Here is an 18,581-nt window from a genome sequence, read left to right as displayed (position 1 = left end):
GTGCACAGAATTTACGTCAATAGTCGGGAAAAATATTACCCGAAGTATGAGTGGAAAGGGAAATTGCTATGATAATGCTGTAGCGGAGAGTTTTTTCAAAACTCTGAAAACCGAACTTGTCTATCAAAATAAATATGAAACTAGAGACCACGCCAAAAACTCTGTGTTTGAATATATAGAAACATTTTACAACACCCAGAGAAGGCATTCAGCTTTAGGAAATTTAACCATAAGAGAGTATCAAAATTTAATGTCTAATCAATCTAAAAATGTAGCATAAAGAGTATATAAATTTTGTCTCAAAAATAGTTGCAAGTTCAAGCGGCCAGTATGCTGATAATCCAAACACAAAAACAGTACATGTTTTTGCTCATGGAAATCCTAAAGAATTCTATAATGAAACAATGAAGGGAGAGACAACAATTGACGATGGAACAGATTTAAATAATGTCTTAAATCAAGGAAGTGAATTGTGGAAAAACTCTAAAAGTCATGAAGGATTTACAGTTGTGTTGCATGCTTGCAGAACAGGCAGATGCACTGTGGATAAACAAGGAAACGTTATTGATCCTGTTGCTTCTGAAATATCAGAGTCTAAGGAAATGAATGGGGTTACAATAATCGCTCCTGATGAAAGAGATGCTTTCACGGCAAATGGTAAGGAATTAGGACCAAGAGAATCAACAAATGTTGACCACAACGGAAATCCTTTACCCGGAAAAACTCATAAAGATATAAAAAGTACACATAAACAAGGTTATTGGAATTCATTCCAAAACGGACAGAGAACTAACCAACAATCTGGCGATACAAAACCGGAAGGGAAAGACCAACGAAGTTTGTGGGATAGAATATTTAATTAAAAATATTAATTATGAAATATATAACTATAACAATAGGGCTTTTATTAATTTTATTTTCTTGTGAGAAAAAGACCCTTTCTCAACCTCAGAAAGATGAAAAGATTGTCACAATGAATCAAATTACTACTAATTATGATACCCTTATTAACAGGGTGAAATTTAAAGGGAATATTGATGCATATGATGAACTATTTTTTTCGTTCATGGATTCAAATGAAGCTGAAAGAACAGATACACTAATGATCTACGCAAAAATAATGGCTGAAAAATACAATTATCAAAAGGCTTACTTAGACTATTTTAAAGCTTTGTGCGAAAAATTTAATATTTACGTTGATTATCCACATTATGAGAAAATAGATATATCAAAAATGCCAGATGATTCAAAAAAACAAGCTAAAAATTGGTTAAAAAAAATGCTAGATAAAAAAATAATTTCGCAGTCTCAATTTAATTCAGTGAAAAATTAATAGATTTTGCAATTAAAAAGCGGATAATTAAGTGGTTATCTGCTCTTATTTTTTGTTAGAATAAAGGTTGTAATACCAGATTAGCGTTCTCAAAAATGACAACGGAGTTAACAATAGACCGGACGACGGATTTTACCCCTTTGGGCTTGAATTTGGTGGGGCGGATTAAATATTTTTGGATTGATGTTTCCGAATTATACTTATACAGATAAGGAACAAGAAAAATAACAGGATAGAATTCTTTTAAATGGAGAAATAGTATTCCTGAATGGGGAAGGTTCTTTAATATTGATCCGTTGAGTGAAAAATATGCATATCAATCTCATTATAATTTCTGAAAACAGAGTTGTTGATGGTAGAGAATTAGAAGGTTTAGAGGGAGCAGGTGTGCATTATAAAAATTCTGATGGTAGCCAACACATTCAATACAGCGTAGATTTTAAAGTTCATAATAGTAGTAGTAAAATGACTGCGGAAGATGTGAAAATAAGAACAGCTGAAATTACAAAAGCGGTTGAAAAAGCTTTTTCTGGAGTTGATAATGAAGGGGTTGCCATAAACACCAAAGTTAATAATGTTAGTTTTGTTGATAAAGTGGAGAAAAATGATTACTATATCAATTTTGTTGATAAAATCGAAGGAGCTAGTGGTCCTTTTACAATTGGGAAAGTAAATAATATAGGAAACTCACAATCTAATAGAATCCAAATTATGTCTATTTTGGGTAGTGATTCAGGAAAAGTTGCTGGACATGAAGTTGGTCATACTGTTGGGTTAAGGCATGAAATAGACCCCAATAATCCATCAGATGTCAAGCAAAGTATGAAATTTGTTAATCTTATGAACTCTGAAAGCAATGGAGATGTAGTAACAAAAGAACAATTAAGTGAAATTAAAAAAAATGTTCCCACGGTGACTAAAGTTCAAGTTGAAGAGAATCAATATGTATCTCCTTTAAACCCTTAATAAGTATGAGAAAAGTTATTTTATTTTTAATTATTTCAATTTGTTGTCAATGTCAGCAGAGACATAATTATATACTTAGTAAAGAATTGTTAAATCCGAAATTAACAGAATTACAAAAAAAATTAGATATTAAAGGCAATTATATTAATATCTTTTTTGAAAGCAATTTTGATAATAGTAAGGTTTCAATGTTATGCGATTCCAGAGAAATCTTTAACAAAAGTATAAAGACAGACAATACAATTGGTCTAGCTGATTATTACTCACAAAAGACTCCCTGTAAAAAATTAATTATCAATATTGAAGATGAAAAAATTATTCTTAGGAAAACAGACATTCAATACTATAAATATCTTTACATAAAAAAAATAAATGACAGTATTAGACTAGTAATGTCAAATGTACCTAGACCGTACTATTAATACTTATAAGAAAACCGATCTCCCTTGCTCCAGCACGATTTATCGTGTGGCAGATAAATAAAACCCATCGCTTTGCGGTGGGTTTTATTATATAGTTTTTGTTTCCTAGAAGGCAATGCAACCTATTCCTTAATCAATTTCTCAAAAGCAGTAGATCCGTCTTTCAGGGTTATTTCAAAATAATAATTCCCTGGTTTCAGATCTGAGATATTGATTTCTTTTCCAACTGTTTTTACGGCCTTTACCATTCTTCCCGTTGATTCAAAAATACTTATGGATTTTATTTTATCGGCATTTTCAAAGCTTACGGTTTCCTTAGCCGGATTCGGATATAGGGTATATTTTGGTGCTGTTGCCGACACTTCTCCTGTTGCAAGAGTTGTATCTAGGCTCATAGGAAGAGTTGCATAGTCTCTATTTGGTCCGTGATTCGAGATATTTAAAGTATTATTTCCTCTTGCAACAAACACTTCTATATTCCCTGCTGCATTAGGAATGGGAGTATCTCCGGCACCACCGCTAAGACTTCTTGTTGCCACAACTGTTCTTGTGCTTCCGGAAACTGTATTGGATACAATTGTCCAGTCCTGTGATGGATCTGCTGTAGGAGTTATACCTACTCCATTGAATGTATAATCAGTAGTAGATGCAGAATTATAAATAAATCCATCCGCACCAGAAGCCATACCGGCATCTCCTGCTCCAAGTCCTAAATAAGAGTTACTAGGCCCAGCAAGTGTTAACCTTACTAAAGTAGGTGTTGTTTCAAGCTTTACGGAAACTCCCGTAGATCCTACCGGAAATAAAGCACCTGAACTGTACTGTGCATAAGCAAATATATTTACAGTAAGCAGTGTTAAAATAGATAGAATTCTTCTTTTCATATTAATTTGTTTTTAAAAGGTTAATGATGTTATTTTTTTTAGTTTGAACAGCATATTCAAAAGGTTTGACACCCATATTATCAGCCTGCTCTTTATTAGCTTTATATTCTAAGAGTAATTTTACTAATTCCTCATTTCCGGTTTTCACGGCCCAGATCAGGGGTGTTGTCCCGGTGGTGTCAGCAATATTCGGATCTGCCTTTTTCTTTAGTAAATATTCTGCCAGATCTTTATTGTATCGTATAGAAAGCCCCGCTAATGCAGTACCTTCCTGACTTTTATAATTAACATCTTTCACATTGTCTATCAAAAACTTAGCCACTTCCACATTGCCCCGGTAGCATGCCAAAATCAGCGGGGAAAAGCCATTGTCATTAGTTTGATTGATGATATCAGGATTCTGTTTCATCAGTTCTTTTACCTCAGCAACAGTTCCTGTTCTTGCAATATCAAAGATGGATTTTGCCTTTTCTTGAGCAGAAATCATTGCAAAACCCAAAAACATGCTCAATAATAAAATTAGCTTTTTCATTGTTTTGAAAGGACATAATTATACTGAACATTCACACTTTCGGCGATCTTTTTGGTGACCATTTTCGGGATGGTTACGTTATGATCTGCCGGTTTCGCAATAAAACCGCCGGCCATATAAATCTTTCCGTCTTTGGAGTATATGGTAGCATTTGAAGTATATGCTTTATTTACTCCATGAAAATTTAATGTTCCCTGAACGGTATATTTCTGAGGCGATGCAGAAAGTTTATTCTTGTCAAAATTTACGATCTTACCGGTAAAAGTCGTTTTCGGGTACTTTGCAGTTTCGGCATAGCTTTCGTTGAAATGCTCTTCCATTAATTTTGTTTTAAAATGGAAATTCTTAACCACAGAAACCGAAGCAAAATCTCCCGTATCAGTGTTGATAACAGCCACATTGTTGTCATCCTGCGCAAAAACATCTTCGAATAAAGGTACAGACGCTTCAAACGAAACTTTTCCTGTTTTAGTAATATATTTTTGAGCCAGAACAAGATTGCTGAAAAATAGCGTGACAATAAATAAAATTAGCTTTTTCATATTAATTCTGTTTAATTTTCGGTAAGCCCGTCGGCTTTCCATTTGGTGAAAATATTGATTTGTGATGCTGATAAACTTCCTCCCTGAGGCATTTTCAGAGGATCACCATTCGGTCTTCCTATCCTGTCTATGATATTATCAATATTGGCCTTCACCTGGCTGTAGTTCGTAAGAGCCTGCGCTCCTGGTGAATGGCATCCGATGCAATTGGCTTCAATAATAGGCTTCACATCTTTGGTATAGGTTACCGTCTCGGTGATAGGGGTATTATCAGAGATTTCTTCATAGGTTCTGCTTTCACAGGCAGTCATAACAACAGCTGATGAAAATATGTACAGTATCTTTTTCATAATTAAAAAACTCTATAAAGATTAAACCCAAAGAAAACCTGTCCTTTTTCCCATTTTCCGGCAGCATTCGTAAGATAGCCGATATCCGAATTCAGCTGTGAATTTGTAAATAAAAGCTGGAAAACGTGTCCTCCCGTTTCTATATCCATCCCTAATGAAAGAGGATTTTTATAAAAACTGTGATTATCAAAATTCACAAAATACTCCGCATTGATGGAAATTCTTTTGGAGATTTTATAGCGGCCGCCCAATCCTGCCAGAAATTGATTTTTATCTTCAATATTCGGGTCGTAAAGGTTTTTGTGAACATAAGATGGCGTTAACTGTAAAGAAAAATCATCACTGAATCTTCTGGAAATTAAAGCCTGAGTAAGGTAAGAAAGCCTGTCTCCGAACTGAAGATGAGGATAATTGTCTTTACTAAGGTCCGTATTTACCGCAAGGACATTATATCCCACGATATCAACAGGGAAATTTTCGCTTTGCTTCACAAGCTTATACTTTGCGCCACCTTCAAAGGTCTTTAAATTGGTTTCACGGGATAGGCTCAATGAAAGCCCGTCTGTAACGCCATAAATGACACCTAATTTTGTAGAAGCATCATCCAGTCCGAAAAAATCTTTAAAGCCCCGGCTTACATCTCCGAAACGGTGTGCCACCACAATATACCACTCATTTTTTGCAGAGAGCTTTGTTGATTGGCCCGTGACGATCTGGAGTGCTTTAAAGGCAGGCTGTGAACTTTCGGTATTGGTTTGAAGGGTGTCAATATCTTTCAGCAGGTCTTCCTGTGCAAAAGCAAAACCTGAGGCAAACATTGACAAAAATAAGAGAGTTTTTGTCATACACTTTTCAATTTATAAATTAGTACAACAAACTTATCGACTTCTCATTTCAAAATCGTGTGATAAAAGTCACCGACTGCATTGTTTTTATCAATTGTAATGTTAAAAGAAGTATATTTAATTTATTAGACTTGTCTAACATTTTCATTTATAGGCAGTTTTATCCCTTCCTTTGTTTGAGAAATTTCACCTTCATTTTCAATTTTTTTCAAAACACGGCTCACTACTTCTCTTGAAGTGCCCAAATTATTGGCAATTTCCCTATGTGTAAGCTTCACAGGATTGTTACCTGTAATTGTAATTTGCTGCCTTATGTAATTTAAAACCCTTTTATCAAGCCTGTGAAAAACGGCATCATTCACCATATTCATGACGTCAGAGAATCTTTTATCATATTCGTGATAAAAAACTCTGTTGATTTCAGGGAATTTAATCAGCCATTCATGCACCACTGAAATAGGAATCAGCAGTACTTCAGAGTCTTCTTCGGCAACGGCATACACACGGCTTACGTGATCTGTAAAAATGGAGGAGAAAGTCATAAGACAGCTGTCATTTGGCCTTATGTAATAGTAAATAAGCTCTCTTCCGTCATTTAAAGTAAATACCCTGATGGAACCCTTTAATAAAAAGGGAACAAATTTGTTTTTTTGTCCTTCCCTGATAATTTCAGACTTTGCCTTAATATCAGTGATGATGGCGTGTTTATTGAGTTCTTTTGAAAAGTCATTACCCAAAAAACCGAATTTATTAAGAATAAATTGATTATTTATCATATCTGTTATATCATATCCAAAAACAAATATATAAAATTGAATAATTCGCAGGGTATTTTTTTATGTATTAAAAATATTTAATGATATTATTTTAATTCTAATGATTTTTATTTTCAAAGCAGTTAATTACTTCTAATATAAACAAAAAAATGCCCCAATAAATTGGAGCATTTTATTTTATGTTTAAGAAAATCTTAAGCGTTTACGTTGTTTCCTCCTAATACGAAAGGTTCAACTTCTTTGATTTCTCCGAATTGCTGCTCGTAGTTAGCAATGTTTTGTTGAAGAGCAGAAAGTACTCTCTTAGCGTGAAGTGGAGCAAGGATGATTCTTGATCTTACTTTAGCTTGTTGTACACCCGGCATTAATTGGATGAAATCTACTACGAATTCTGATGGAGAATGGTTTACTAAAGCAAGGTTTGCATAAACTCCTGCAGCTACCATTTCGTTTAATTCGATGTTGATGTTTCCGTCTTGTGGATTTTGATTGTTGTCCATTGTTATAAAATATTTTTTTTATTCGAAATTTTGAGGTTGTGAAAATATAAAAATAATTTCAAACCTCAAATTTCCGAATCATTAATTTTAGTTAAGATCTTCGAATTCTTTCTTAGAACCTACGATCACATTCTGGTATTCTTTAAGACCTGTTCCTGCAGGAATTCTGTGTCCTACAATTACATTTTCCTTAAGACCTCCCAGATAATCTACCTTCCCGGCAACAGCAGCTTCGTTAAGAACCTTCGTTGTTTCCTGGAATGATGCTGCAGACATGAAAGACTTAGTCTGAAGAGCCGCTCTTGTAATACCTTGCAGTACAGGTGTTGCTGTAGCCGGTAAAGCATCTCTTACTTCTACTAAAGCCTGGTCTTCACGCTTAAGCTTAGAGTTTTCATCTCTTAATTCTCTTGCAGTAATCATCTGTCCTGGCTTGAAGATTTTAGAATCACCAGCTTCAGTAACTACTTTAAGACCGAATACTCTGTTGTTTTCTTCCAAGAAGTCATACTTATGCTCAAGAGCTCCTTCAAGGAACTGAGTATCACCTCCGTCAACGATAGATACTTTTGTCATCATCTGTCTTACGATGATTTCGAAGTGCTTGTCGTCGATTTTTACCCCTTGCAGACGGTAAACTTCCTGAATTTCATTTACTAAATATTCCTGAACGGCAGTTGGACCTTTAATTCTTAAGATATCTTCCGGTGTAATAGAACCGTCTGATAACGGAGAACCAGCTCTTACGAAGTCATTCTCCTGAACAAGGATCTGGTTTGATAATTTAACTAAATAAATTTTTCTTTCCCCAGTTTTAGCCTCAACAATAAGTTCACGGTTACCTCTCTTAATTTTTCCGTAAGAAACTACCCCATCGATTTCTGTAACAACCGCCGGGTTTGAAGGGTTTCTAGCTTCGAATAATTCGGTAACTCTCGGAAGACCTCCGGTGATATCCCCTGCTTTTGCAGATTTTCTTGGGATTTTGATTAAGACTTTACCAGCCTTAATTTTTTCACCATCATTTACCATTAAGTGGGCTCCTACAGGTAAGTTATAAGCTTTTTGCTCAACACCTTTAGAATCTACCACTTTAAGAGTAGGTACGGCTTTCTTATTTCTAGATTCAGAGATTACTTTCTCTTCGAATCCTGTCTGTTCGTCAATTTCCAACTGGAATGAAATACCCTGGATGATATCTTCGTATTCTACCTTACCGGCAGTTTCCGCAATGATAACCGCGTTATACGGATCCCATCTACAGATAACATCTCCTTTCTTCACCTTATCACCCGGTTTTACCGCTAATATAGATCCGTAAGGTACGTTAGCCACCATTAATGGAGTTCTGGACTCATTATCAGCAACTAATCTGAATTCCGTTGAACGAGACACTACAACCTCAGCTGTGTTACCGTTTTCATCTTCAGAAGTAATCGTTCTTACCTCATCCATTTCTACGATACCATCTCTTCTTGCAACGATGGAAGGGTTTTCTGATACGTTTCCTGCAGTACCCCCTTGGTGGAAGGTTCTCAACGTAAGCTGAGTTCCCGGTTCCCCGATGGACTGTGCTGCAATTACACCTACCGCTTCTCCCATGTGGATTACTTTACCTGTAGCCAAGTTTCTACCGTAGCATTTTGCACAGATACCTTTCTTAGCCTCACAAGTCAATGGTGAACGAACTTCAACCGCTTCCAATCCAGCTTCTTCGATTTTCTTCGCTAATTCTTCAATGATCACCTGATCTGCTTCAGCGATTAATTCATCTGTTTCCGGATCGTAAATATTGTGAAGAGATACTCTACCTAAGATTCTTTCAGAGATTCTTTCAACAATCTCGTCATTTTTCTTAAGCGCAGTAACTTCTGTACCTCTTAAAGTTCCACAGTCTGCTTCTGTAACGATAACGTCCTGTGCAACGTCTACCAGTCTTCTCGTTAAGTAACCTGCATCGGCAGTCTTAAGAGCGGTATCCGCAAGACCTTTACGGGCACCGTGGGTAGAGATAAAGTACTCTAGAATCGAAAGACCTTCCTTAAAGTTAGCAAGAATCGGGTTTTCGATGATTTCCGCTCCTGTAGATCCGGCTTTCTGCGGTTTTGCCATCAAACCTCTCATCCCTGATAACTGACGGATCTGTTCTTTAGAACCCCTCGCTCCAGAGTCAAGCATCATGTATACAGAATTGAATCCACCTTGGTCGGTTTTCATTCTGCTCATGATCATTTCAGTTAATCCTGCATTGGTGTTTGTCCAAACGTCGATTACTTGGTTATAACGTTCTGTATCTGTAATAAGACCCATGTTATAGTTGGCTCTAATTTCGTCTACAGTTTCAATTGCTGATGCAACCATCTGCTTTTTCTCAACAGGAACTACAATATCCCCAAGTGAGAAAGAAAGACCTCCTTTGAATGCATTTGAATATCCTAAATCTTTCATTGCATCAAGGAACTTCACAGTGGTAGGGAAATCCGTATCAGCAAGGATCTTACCGATAACGTTTCTCAACGATTTTTTAGTTAAAAGCTCATTGATGTATCCTACCTGCTTAGGTACAATCTGGTTGAATAAAATTCTACCAACTGTAGTCTCGATCAGTCTTGTAACGATTTCTCCGTTTTCTTTCACTGGTAATTTACATCTTACCTTAGCATTCAGAGAAACTTTTCCTTCAGCATAAGCGATTTCCGCTTCCTCAGGAGAATAGAATGCAAGACCTTCACCTTTTACTTTCATATCTTCTGTAGAGCTTAATTCTTTAGTCATGAAATAAAGACCAAGAACCATATCCTGAGAAGGTACCGTAATTGGAGAACCGTTTGCAGGGTTCAGGATGTTCTGAGAACCTAACATCAGTAACTGAGCTTCAAGGATCGCTTCAGGGCCTAACGGTAAGTGTACCGCCATCTGGTCACCGTCAAAATCGGCGTTGAATGCTGTGGTTACCAACGGGTGAAGCTGAATTGCCTTACCTTCGATCATCTTAGGCTGGAAAGCCTGGATACCCAGTCTGTGAAGAGTAGGTGCCCTGTTCAATAGTACCGGGTGACCTTTCATCACGTTTTCAAGGATATCATAAACTACCGGCTCTTTTCTGTCGATGATTCTCTTTGCAGATTTTACTGTTTTTACAATTCCTCTTTCAATTAGTTTTCTAATGATAAACGGCTTGTAAAGCTCTGCAGCCATATCTTTAGGAATACCGCATTCGTGAAGCTGTAAGTTTGGACCTACAACAATTACCGAACGCGCAGAGTAGTCTACCCTTTTCCCTAGTAAGTTCTGACGGAAACGACCCTGCTTACCTTTCAATGAATCAGAAAGAGATTTCAATGGTCTGTTTGATTCAGATTTTACAGCTGAAGATTTTCTTGTATTATCGAATAATGAATCTACTGATTCCTGAAGCATACGCTTCTCGTTTCTCAAGATTACTTCCGGAGCTTTGATCTCCAATAACCTCTTCAAACGGTTATTTCTGATGATAACTCTTCTGTAAAGGTCATTTAAATCGGAAGTAGCGAAACGTCCACCATCCAACGGAACCAATGGTCTTAATTCCGGCGGGATTACTGGAAGCACACGCATGATCATCCACTCAGGCTTGTTGATCATTCTTGTATTAGCACCTCTTAATGCTTCTACAACGTTCAATCTTTTTAAAGCCTCAGTTCTTCTTTGTTTTGAACCTTCATTGTGAGCTTTGTGTCTTAAATCGAAAGACAAAGCATCAAGATCGATTCTTTTTAACAGTTCCTCAACAGCTTCAGCACCCATTTTGGCGATGAATTTGTTTGGATCAGAATCATCAAGATACTGGTTCTCAATAGGAAGAGTTTCCATAATATCAAGATACTCTTCTTCTGTTAAGAATTCCATCTGCTCAAAATCTGAACCGTCTAATTTTTTAGCAATACCCTGCTGAATCACTACATATCTTTCGTAGTAGATGATCATATCTAATTTCTTAGAAGGAATTCCTAAAAGGTAACCGATTTTGTTCGGTAAAGAACGGAAATACCAGATGTGCGCAATTGGAACTACAAGGTTAATGTGCCCGATTCTCTCTCTTCTTACTTTTTTCTCAGTAACTTCTACTCCACAACGGTCACAAACGATCCCTTTGTAACGAATTCTCTTGTATTTACCACAAGCACATTCGTAATCCTTTACAGGACCGAAGATTTTTTCACAGAACAAACCGTCTCTTTCAGGTTTATGCGTTCTGTAGTTAATAGTTTCCGGCTTAAGAACCTCCCCTCTCGACTCCTGAAGAATCGATTCCGGTGAAGCTAAACCGATGGTTATTTTATTAAATCTACTTGATTTATTTTTATTTGACATTTTTTAGATTTTAGATTTTGGATTATAAATTTTGGATTTAAATTCTGAATTAATTCAAAATTCAACATTCAAAATTTAAAATTATTCCTCTAGTCTTACATCAAGTCCAAGTCCTTGTAACTCATGAAGCAATACATTGAATGATTCCGGAATACCTGGTTCAGGCATGGATTCACCTTTTGCAATAGCTTCGTAAGTTTTCGCTCTACCAATCACGTCATCCGACTTCACAGTAAGAATTTCTCTCAGGATATTTGATGCTCCGAATGCTTCAAGAGCCCAAACCTCCATCTCCCCGAATCTCTGACCTCCGAACTGAGCTTTACCTCCTAACGGCTGCTGAGTAATCAATGAGTAAGGTCCGATAGAACGTGCGTGCATTTTATCATCCACCATGTGACCTAGTTTCAGCATGTAGATGATACCTACTGTAGCAGCCTGTGTAAATCTTTCCCCGGTACCGCCATCATAAAGATATGTGTGACCGAATTTCGGAAGACCTGCCTTTTCTGTGTACTCAGTAATCTGATCTAAGCTTGCTCCGTCGAAGATAGGCGTAGCGAACTTCATACCCAGTTTCTGACCAGCCCATCCAAGAACTGTTTCATAGATTTGTCCGATGTTCATACGCGAAGGTACCCCTAGTGGATTCAATACGATATCTACCGGTGTTCCGTCTTCAAGGAATGGCATATCTTCTTCACGAACGATTCTGGAAACGATACCTTTGTTACCGTGACGTCCTGCCATTTTATCTCCTACGTTCAGTTTACGTTTCTTAGCGATGTAAACTTTAGCCAGCTTCATGATACCTGCAGGTAGTTCGTCTCCGATAGAAATTGCGAATTTCTCACGGTTTTTAACCCCTTGAATATCATTATACTTGATTTTGTAGTTGTGAATTAATTGTTTGATTAACTCATTTTTATCATTGTCAACAGTCCAGTCTGAACCGCTTACGTTTACATAATCTTCTACTGAAGTCAATAATTTGTGAGTGAACTTCACACCTTTACCGATGATTTCCTCATCAAGGTCATTTTTTACCCCTTGAGAAGTTTTACCGCTTACCAGTGTATTTAATTTTTCAATTAAAGTGTTTCTCAAATCATCAAACTTAGCTTTATAAGTGTTTTCAATCTCTTCAAGCTTAAGTTTTTCTTCAGTTCTCTTCTTTTTATCTTTAATGTTTCTTGAGAACAATTTTTTGTCGATCACAACACCTCTTAATGAAGAATCTGCTTTCAATGAAGCATCTTTCACATCACCGGCTTTGTCACCGAAAATTGCTCTAAGAAGTTTTTCTTCAGGAGTCGGGTCAGATTCACCTTTTGGAGTAATTTTACCAATCATGATATCTCCAGGCTTCACTTCAGCACCGATTCTGATCATACCGTTCTCGTCAAGATCTTTAGTCGCTTCTTCAGAAACATTTGGAATATCTGCTGTAAGCTCTTCCATACCTAATTTAGTATCACGAACTTCAAGAGAATATTCATCCACGTGGATTGAAGTAAACCAGTCTTCACGAACTACTTTTTCGTTGATTACGATCGCATCCTCGAAGTTGTAACCTTTCCAAGGCATGAACGCAACCACTAAGTTTCTACCAAGAGCCAATTCTCCGTTTTCAGTAGCATAACCGTCACAAAGCACCTGTCCTTTTTCCACTACATCACCTACTCTTACGTTTGGTCTTAGGGTAATGGTTGTACTCTGGTTGGTTTTTCTGAACTTAGTTAAGTTATACGTTTTCGTAGCAGATTCAAATTGTACTAAATCTTCGTCTTCGCTTCTTTCGTATTTAATAACGATTTTGTCAGCATCTACATATTCTACAGTACCTGTACCTTCAGCATTGATCAAAATTCTTGAATCTTTCGCAACCTGCTGTTCCAGACCTGTACCTACGATTGGAGCTTGCGGCTTCAATAGAGGAACTGCCTGACGCATCATGTTTGATCCCATCAATGCACGGTTCGCATCATCATGCTCCAGGAATGGAATTAATGAAGCGGAGATACCGGAAATCTGGTTTGGTGCAACGTCGATAAGGTCAACCTGCTGAGGCTCCACCACCGGATAATCACCATCCAATCTTGCGATAATTCTGTCTGTTAAGAATTCTCCGTTATCGTTCAATTCTACGTTTGCCTGAGCAATTACTTTAGATTCTTCGTCTTCAGCATTTAAGTATATAGGATCAGCATTAAGCTCAATCTTACTGTTTTCTACTTTTCTGTATGGAGTTTCGATGAAACCTAATCTGTTGATCTTAGCATAAATACCTAAAGATGAAATCAAACCGATGTTTGGTCCTTCCGGAGTTTCAATCGGACAAATTCTTCCGTAGTGCGTATGGTGAACGTCTCGAACCTCGAAACCTGCTCTTTCTCTTGATAAACCACCAGGCCCTAGTGCAGAAAGTCTACGCTTGTGCGTGATTTCTGAAAGCGGGTTGGTCTGATCCATGAACTGAGATAGCTGGTTGGTACCAAAGAACGAGTTAATTACAGATGTTAAAGTTTTAGCATTTACAAGATCAAGCGGAGTAAAGATCTCGTTATCTCTAACGTTCATTCTTTCCTTGATTGTTCTTGCAATTCTTGAAAGACCTACACCGAACTGTCCTGCCAATTGCTCACCAACAGTTTTAATTCTTCTGTTTGATAAGTGGTCGATATCATCAACCTCAGCTTTAGAGTTTACAAGCTCGATCAAATGTCTTACGATCGCGATGATATCTTCTTTTGTAAGAACTTCAGTTGTAGTCGGGATATTAAGACCTAACTTTTTGTTTAGTCTGTAACGTCCCACTTCACCTAATGAATATCTTTGCTCAGAGAAGAATAATTTTTCGATGATTCCTCTTGCTGTTTCCTCATCTGGCGGATCTGCGTTTCTTAACTGACGATAGATATACTCTACTGCTTCTTTTTCAGAGTTTGTAGGGTCTTTCTGTAATGTATTCTGGATGATAGAGAATTCGTTGCTGTTTTCTTTGTGAATCAGGATAGATTTCACACCAGCATCAAGAATAAGGTCTAAATGTTCTTTTTCAAGAATCGTTTCTCTATCCAGGATGATTTCGTTTCTTTCGATAGAAACTACCTCCCCTGTATCTTCGTCTACGAAATCCTCGAACCAAGTGTTCAATACTCTCGCAGCTAATGTTCTTCCTTCTACTTTTTTAAGGGCAGCTTTAGAAACTTTTACTTCTTCAGCAAGGTCAAAGATCTGAAGGATATCCTTGTCAGATTCATAACCGATAGCTCTTAAAAGAGTTGTTAATGGTAACTTTTTCTTACGGTCGATATACGCGTACATTACGCTGTTGATATCTGTTGTAAATTCCATCCAAGATCCTTTGAAAGGGATAATTCTTGAATAATATAATTTGGTTCCGTTGGCGTGGTAAGTCTGTCCGAAGAATACACCAGGTGAACGGTGTAGCTGCGTAACGATAACTCTCTCAGCACCATTGATGATGAAAGAACCACTAGGCGTCATGTAAGGAACCGGCCCTAAATATACATCCTGAACTACCGTTTGGAAATCCTCGTGCTCAGGGTCTGTACAATACAATTTAAGTCTTGCTTTCAGAGGAACTGAATAAGTCAAACCTCTTTCCACACATTCATCGATTGAATATCGTGGAGAATCTACCAGATAATCCAGAAACTCAAGCACAAACTGGTTTCTAGAATCCGTAATCGGGAAGTTTTCCTGAAAAGTCTTGTATAGACCTTCATCTCTTCTGTCTTCAGGAAGCGTATCAAGCTGGAAAAACTCTTTAAAAGACTCTATCTGGATATCCAGGAAGTCAGGAGTGATGATTTTTCCTTTTGCTGATGAGAAATTAATTCTCTGTGTTCCCTTAGTTGTTGCTGTTGTTTTACTCATAAAACTTTTAAGAAAGGGTTAAAAAATATTTTGATTCATTAAAAAATATCAGGAGAGAAGAAAGAAAATAGAGAAAGATAAAAGACTTCAAATGTTTGGCGCTATTAGAATAGTCTTTATTCTTTGTTCTTTATTCTTAAAATCTGATCCTAACTGCAACACTGGTATATCTTTTCACAGCGTAATGCAAAATATTTTTATTACTTTTGAGGCAGGATCGCCGCAATATCTACATACACGAAAGCCCCTTCATCTTCATGAAAGAGTTGATATTCAATATTTTATAGATTTACAAACAATTATTCGCGCCAAAAGAGGAGCAAAGGTACAAAATTATATCCAAAATACAAAATTGTATTATAGATTTTAGCTGAATAAAGCAAATCTTCTAGTAACATAAAAAAACCATCCTTTCGGATGGCTTTATAATCAAAAAATACCTTTATTTATTGAACCAAAAACTTACCGGACAATTGTTTTCCGTTGCTTTCGGCTGTATAGTAATATACTCCTTTCACTAAATTGGCAGTGGATAAGGTAAATTTAGGAGATATTTTTGTTTTAAGTATCGTAGAGCCACCGGTATTGACAATAATTAAAGTATAGGCAGCTTCTTGGTCTGGGAAATCCAGATGAATATCCTCGCCTTGTTTAGCAGGGTTTGGATAAACCTTTGTAGAGATTATTTCTTTTTGGGTTGTAGCTATATTACTCTCCGCAGCTATCGTTTTTGCGGCAGTACTTGGGGTTACCGGCTCAAGAATCCATTGATGATTTACTCCTGCAGTGCCGTTTATATCCTTTTGGATTAAAGAGATACACCTAAGCAAATAAACACTATTACGAAATTTGGGTTTAAAAGCATCTCTTTATAAAATCAAAAAAGCCCGAGCAAATATTGCTCAGGCTTCATATTTTCAGGGTAAAATTGAATTATTTCAATTCTACTTCAGCACCAGCTTCTTCTAATTGCTTCTTAAGAGCTTCAGCTTCGTCTTTAGAGATACCAGTTTTGATTGGAGCAGGAGCACCATCTACGATATCTTTAGCTTCTTTAAGACCAGCACCAGTTAAATCTTTTACTAATTTAACGATAGCTAATTTAGAAGCACCTGCAGACTTAAGAATTACATCGAATTCAGTCTTTTCTTCAGCAGCTTCACCTGCACCAGGACCAGCCATTACTACTGCAGCAGCAGCAGGCTCAATTCCGTACTCATCCTTAAGGATAGCAGCTAATTCGTTTACGTCTTTTACTGTTAAGTTTACTAGCGTTTCAGCTAAATTTTTTAAATCTGACATTGTTGTAATGTTTTTGTTGATTATTTATTTAATTTTTTGAGTGTAATTATTCAGCAGCTGGCGTTTCGTCAGTGCTTTCTGCAGCAGGAGTTTCTTCTACAGCAGGTGCAGCTTCTTCAGCTTTAGCTTCTACTGTTTCAGATTTGTTTTGAAGAGCAGAAACAACTCTTTGGATTGGAGACTGAAGTAATCCGATGATTTCACCGATCATTTCTTCTCTAGACTTGATGTTTGCTAAAGCATCCAGGTTATTGTCACCAACGTAGAAAGTTTCCTGAACAAAAGCAGACTTTAATGCCGGCTTCTCTTCTTTCTTTCTGAACCCTTGGATTAATTTTGCTGGAGCATTTGCAGTCTCAGCAATCATTAATGCAGAGTTTCCTTTAAAAGTTTGGAACATTTCAGAGTAATCTACTCCTTCGATCTGTTCCATTGCTTTTTGCAAAAGTGTATTTTTCACCACTTTTACTTTGATATTTTGTTTGAAAGCCTGTCTTCTGAATTCTGAAGACTTAGCAGCGTTCAATCCGTCTAGATCTGCTACATATACTACTTTTGCATCCTGAAGCAAGTCTTTGATCTCTTGTATTGCTACAACTTTTTGGTCTTTTGTCATTGTCTTAAGGATTTATATTAGTTAACAGATTTAGTATCGATTGCAATACCCGGGCTCATTGTAGAAGACAAGTAAATGCTTTTTACATACGTTCCTTTAGCAGCAGTCGGTTTCATTTTAATCAAAGTAGAGATCAATTCCTGAGCATTTTCCTTGATTTTAGCAGCATCGAAAGATACTTTACCAATACCAGCGTGGATAATACCGTATTTATCTACTTTGAAATCTATTTTACCAGCTTTTACTTCAGTTACCGCTTTACCAATTTCCATTGTTACAGTACCTGATTTAGGGTTCGGCATTAAACCTCTTGGTCCTAATACTCTACCTAATGGTCCTAATTTACCCATAACAGCCGGCATAGTAACGATAACGTCTACGTCTGTCCAACCGTCTTTGATTTTTTGTAAATATTCATCAAGACCTACATAATCAGCACCAGCTTCTTTAGCTTCTGCTTCTTTATCTGGAGTTACTAAAGCCAAAACTTTAACATCTTTCCCAGTTCCGTGAGGAAGAGATACAACACCTCTTACCATTTGGTTTGCTTTTCTTGGATCTACACCCAGTCTTACAGCGATATCTACAGAAGCATCAAACTTTGCAGTGTTCACTTCTTTTACAAGAGCAGAACCTTCTTCAAGGTTATAGATTCTTCCTTTTTCTACTTTGCTTAAAGCTTCTTTTTGCTTTTTCGTTAATTTTGCCATTTCTCTAAGTTTTAAGCGTTAGTTGGTTTAGTTCCTGTTACTCTCAATCCCATAGATCTAGCAGTACCTGCAACCATAGAAAGAGCAGAATCCAATGTAAAACAGTTAAGATCTGTCATTTTGTCTTCAGCGATTTTCTTTACCTGATCCCAAGATACAGAACCTACTTTGTTTCTGTTTGGTTCTCCGGAACCTCCTTTGATTTTAGCCGCGTCCATAAGCTGGATTGCTGCAGGTGGAGTTTTAATAACGAATTCAAAAGATTTGTCTTCGTATACTGTAATTACTACAGGTAAAACTTGCCCTGGCTTATCTTGGGTTCTCCCGTTAAATTGCTTACAAAACTCCATGATGTTCACACCTGCAGAACCCAAAGCTGGACCTACTGGTGGAGAAGGGTTAGCTGCGCCACCTTTCACCTGAAGTTTTACCATTTTAAAGACTTTTTTAGCCATTTTTTGTTTTTTAAATTTGAATAATTAATGAGTTTGGAAGCATTATTATTCAGCAGGTTACCCATTCTCACATTAAGTAAACCTACTTTTCG

Annotated in this window: 18 protein-coding genes; 4 read left to right on the top strand and 14 right to left on the bottom strand. The window is 36.9% G+C overall.

Going from position 1 to position 18,581, the window contains the following annotated elements:
* The 4 genes from H560_RS0115855 to H560_RS0115840 form a co-directional block, all read left to right on the top strand.
* Positions 1-280: IS3 family transposase (locus H560_RS0115855; RefSeq protein ID WP_027380791.1), on the top strand; the 280-nt coding region annotated here is incomplete at its 5' end.
* 124 nt (positions 281-404) lie between these two features.
* Positions 405-863: a hypothetical protein gene (locus tag H560_RS0115850; protein ID WP_027380934.1), complete on the top strand. Its 459-nt coding sequence runs from the start codon at positions 405-407 to the stop codon at positions 861-863.
* A gap of 11 nt (positions 864-874) precedes the next feature.
* Positions 875-1,333 carry a serpin family protein gene (locus tag H560_RS0115845; protein WP_027380933.1) on the top strand — a complete coding sequence of 153 codons (459 nt, stop codon included), beginning with the start codon at positions 875-877 and terminating at the stop codon, positions 1,331-1,333.
* Positions 1,334-1,642: 309 nt separating this feature from the next.
* Complete coding sequence (locus H560_RS0115840; RefSeq protein WP_027380932.1) at positions 1,643-2,299, top strand: zinc metalloprotease; 657 nt, start codon at positions 1,643-1,645, stop codon at positions 2,297-2,299.
* Positions 2,300-2,843: 544 nt separating this feature from the next.
* Here H560_RS0115840 and H560_RS0115830 read toward each other — a convergent pair.
* The 14 genes from H560_RS0115830 to rplK form a co-directional block, all read right to left on the bottom strand.
* A complete protein-coding gene (locus H560_RS0115830; RefSeq protein ID WP_027380930.1) occupies positions 2,844-3,605 on the bottom strand; it encodes a T9SS type A sorting domain-containing protein in 762 nt (253 codons plus the stop codon).
* A 1-nt stretch (position 3,606) separates the two neighbouring features.
* On the bottom strand, positions 3,607-4,137 hold the full coding sequence (locus H560_RS0115825; protein ID WP_027380929.1) for an ankyrin repeat domain-containing protein: 531 nt from the start codon (positions 4,135-4,137) through the stop codon (positions 3,607-3,609).
* Complete coding sequence (locus H560_RS0115820) at positions 4,134-4,679, bottom strand: YceI family protein (RefSeq protein ID WP_027380928.1); 546 nt, start codon at positions 4,677-4,679, stop codon at positions 4,134-4,136. The genes H560_RS0115825 and H560_RS0115820 overlap by 4 nt, the downstream gene beginning before the upstream one ends.
* Positions 4,680-4,690: 11 nt before the next feature.
* On the bottom strand, positions 4,691-5,029 hold the full coding sequence (locus H560_RS0115815) for a c-type cytochrome (protein ID WP_027380927.1): 339 nt from the start codon (positions 5,027-5,029) through the stop codon (positions 4,691-4,693).
* A 2-nt stretch (positions 5,030-5,031) separates the two neighbouring features.
* The gene (locus H560_RS0115810; RefSeq protein WP_027380926.1) at positions 5,032-5,874 is read right to left on the bottom strand and encodes a DUF5777 family beta-barrel protein; all 843 of its coding nucleotides are present in this window, start codon (positions 5,872-5,874) and stop codon (positions 5,032-5,034) included.
* A gap of 125 nt (positions 5,875-5,999) precedes the next feature.
* Positions 6,000-6,650, bottom strand: coding sequence for a Crp/Fnr family transcriptional regulator (locus H560_RS0115805; RefSeq protein WP_027380925.1), 651 nt, complete (start codon positions 6,648-6,650; stop codon positions 6,000-6,002).
* A 194-nt stretch (positions 6,651-6,844) separates the two neighbouring features.
* Positions 6,845-7,150: a DUF3467 domain-containing protein gene (locus tag H560_RS0115800; protein WP_027380924.1), complete on the bottom strand. Its 306-nt coding sequence runs from the start codon at positions 7,148-7,150 to the stop codon at positions 6,845-6,847.
* 87 nt (positions 7,151-7,237) lie between these two features.
* Positions 7,238-11,503: a DNA-directed RNA polymerase subunit beta' gene (gene rpoC / locus H560_RS0115795; protein ID WP_027380923.1), complete on the bottom strand. Its 4,266-nt coding sequence runs from the start codon at positions 11,501-11,503 to the stop codon at positions 7,238-7,240.
* Positions 11,504-11,584: 81 nt separating this feature from the next.
* Complete coding sequence (gene rpoB / locus H560_RS0115790; protein ID WP_027380922.1) at positions 11,585-15,406, bottom strand: DNA-directed RNA polymerase subunit beta; 3,822 nt, start codon at positions 15,404-15,406, stop codon at positions 11,585-11,587.
* A gap of 446 nt (positions 15,407-15,852) precedes the next feature.
* Positions 15,853-16,236, bottom strand: a complete 384-nt coding sequence (locus tag H560_RS0115780; RefSeq protein ID WP_027380920.1) for a T9SS type A sorting domain-containing protein — start codon at positions 16,234-16,236, stop codon at positions 15,853-15,855.
* A gap of 103 nt (positions 16,237-16,339) precedes the next feature.
* Positions 16,340-16,708: a 50S ribosomal protein L7/L12 gene (rplL, locus tag H560_RS0115775; RefSeq protein ID WP_027380919.1), complete on the bottom strand. Its 369-nt coding sequence runs from the start codon at positions 16,706-16,708 to the stop codon at positions 16,340-16,342.
* Positions 16,709-16,754: 46 nt separating this feature from the next.
* Complete coding sequence (gene rplJ / locus H560_RS0115770; protein ID WP_027380918.1) at positions 16,755-17,324, bottom strand: 50S ribosomal protein L10; 570 nt, start codon at positions 17,322-17,324, stop codon at positions 16,755-16,757.
* A 17-nt stretch (positions 17,325-17,341) separates the two neighbouring features.
* On the bottom strand, positions 17,342-18,034 hold the full coding sequence (gene rplA / locus H560_RS0115765) for a 50S ribosomal protein L1 (RefSeq protein ID WP_027380917.1): 693 nt from the start codon (positions 18,032-18,034) through the stop codon (positions 17,342-17,344).
* A gap of 11 nt (positions 18,035-18,045) precedes the next feature.
* Positions 18,046-18,489: a 50S ribosomal protein L11 gene (rplK, locus tag H560_RS0115760; RefSeq protein ID WP_027380916.1), complete on the bottom strand. Its 444-nt coding sequence runs from the start codon at positions 18,487-18,489 to the stop codon at positions 18,046-18,048.
* Between the last annotated feature and the right edge of the window lie 92 nt (positions 18,490-18,581).

This window comes from Chryseobacterium daeguense DSM 19388 (assembly GCF_000430825.1).
GTDB lineage: Bacteria > Bacteroidota > Bacteroidia > Flavobacteriales > Weeksellaceae > Chryseobacterium > Chryseobacterium daeguense.
The sequence above is the reverse complement of the archived record's forward strand: the minus strand, read 5'-3'. Positions and strand labels throughout refer to the sequence as shown.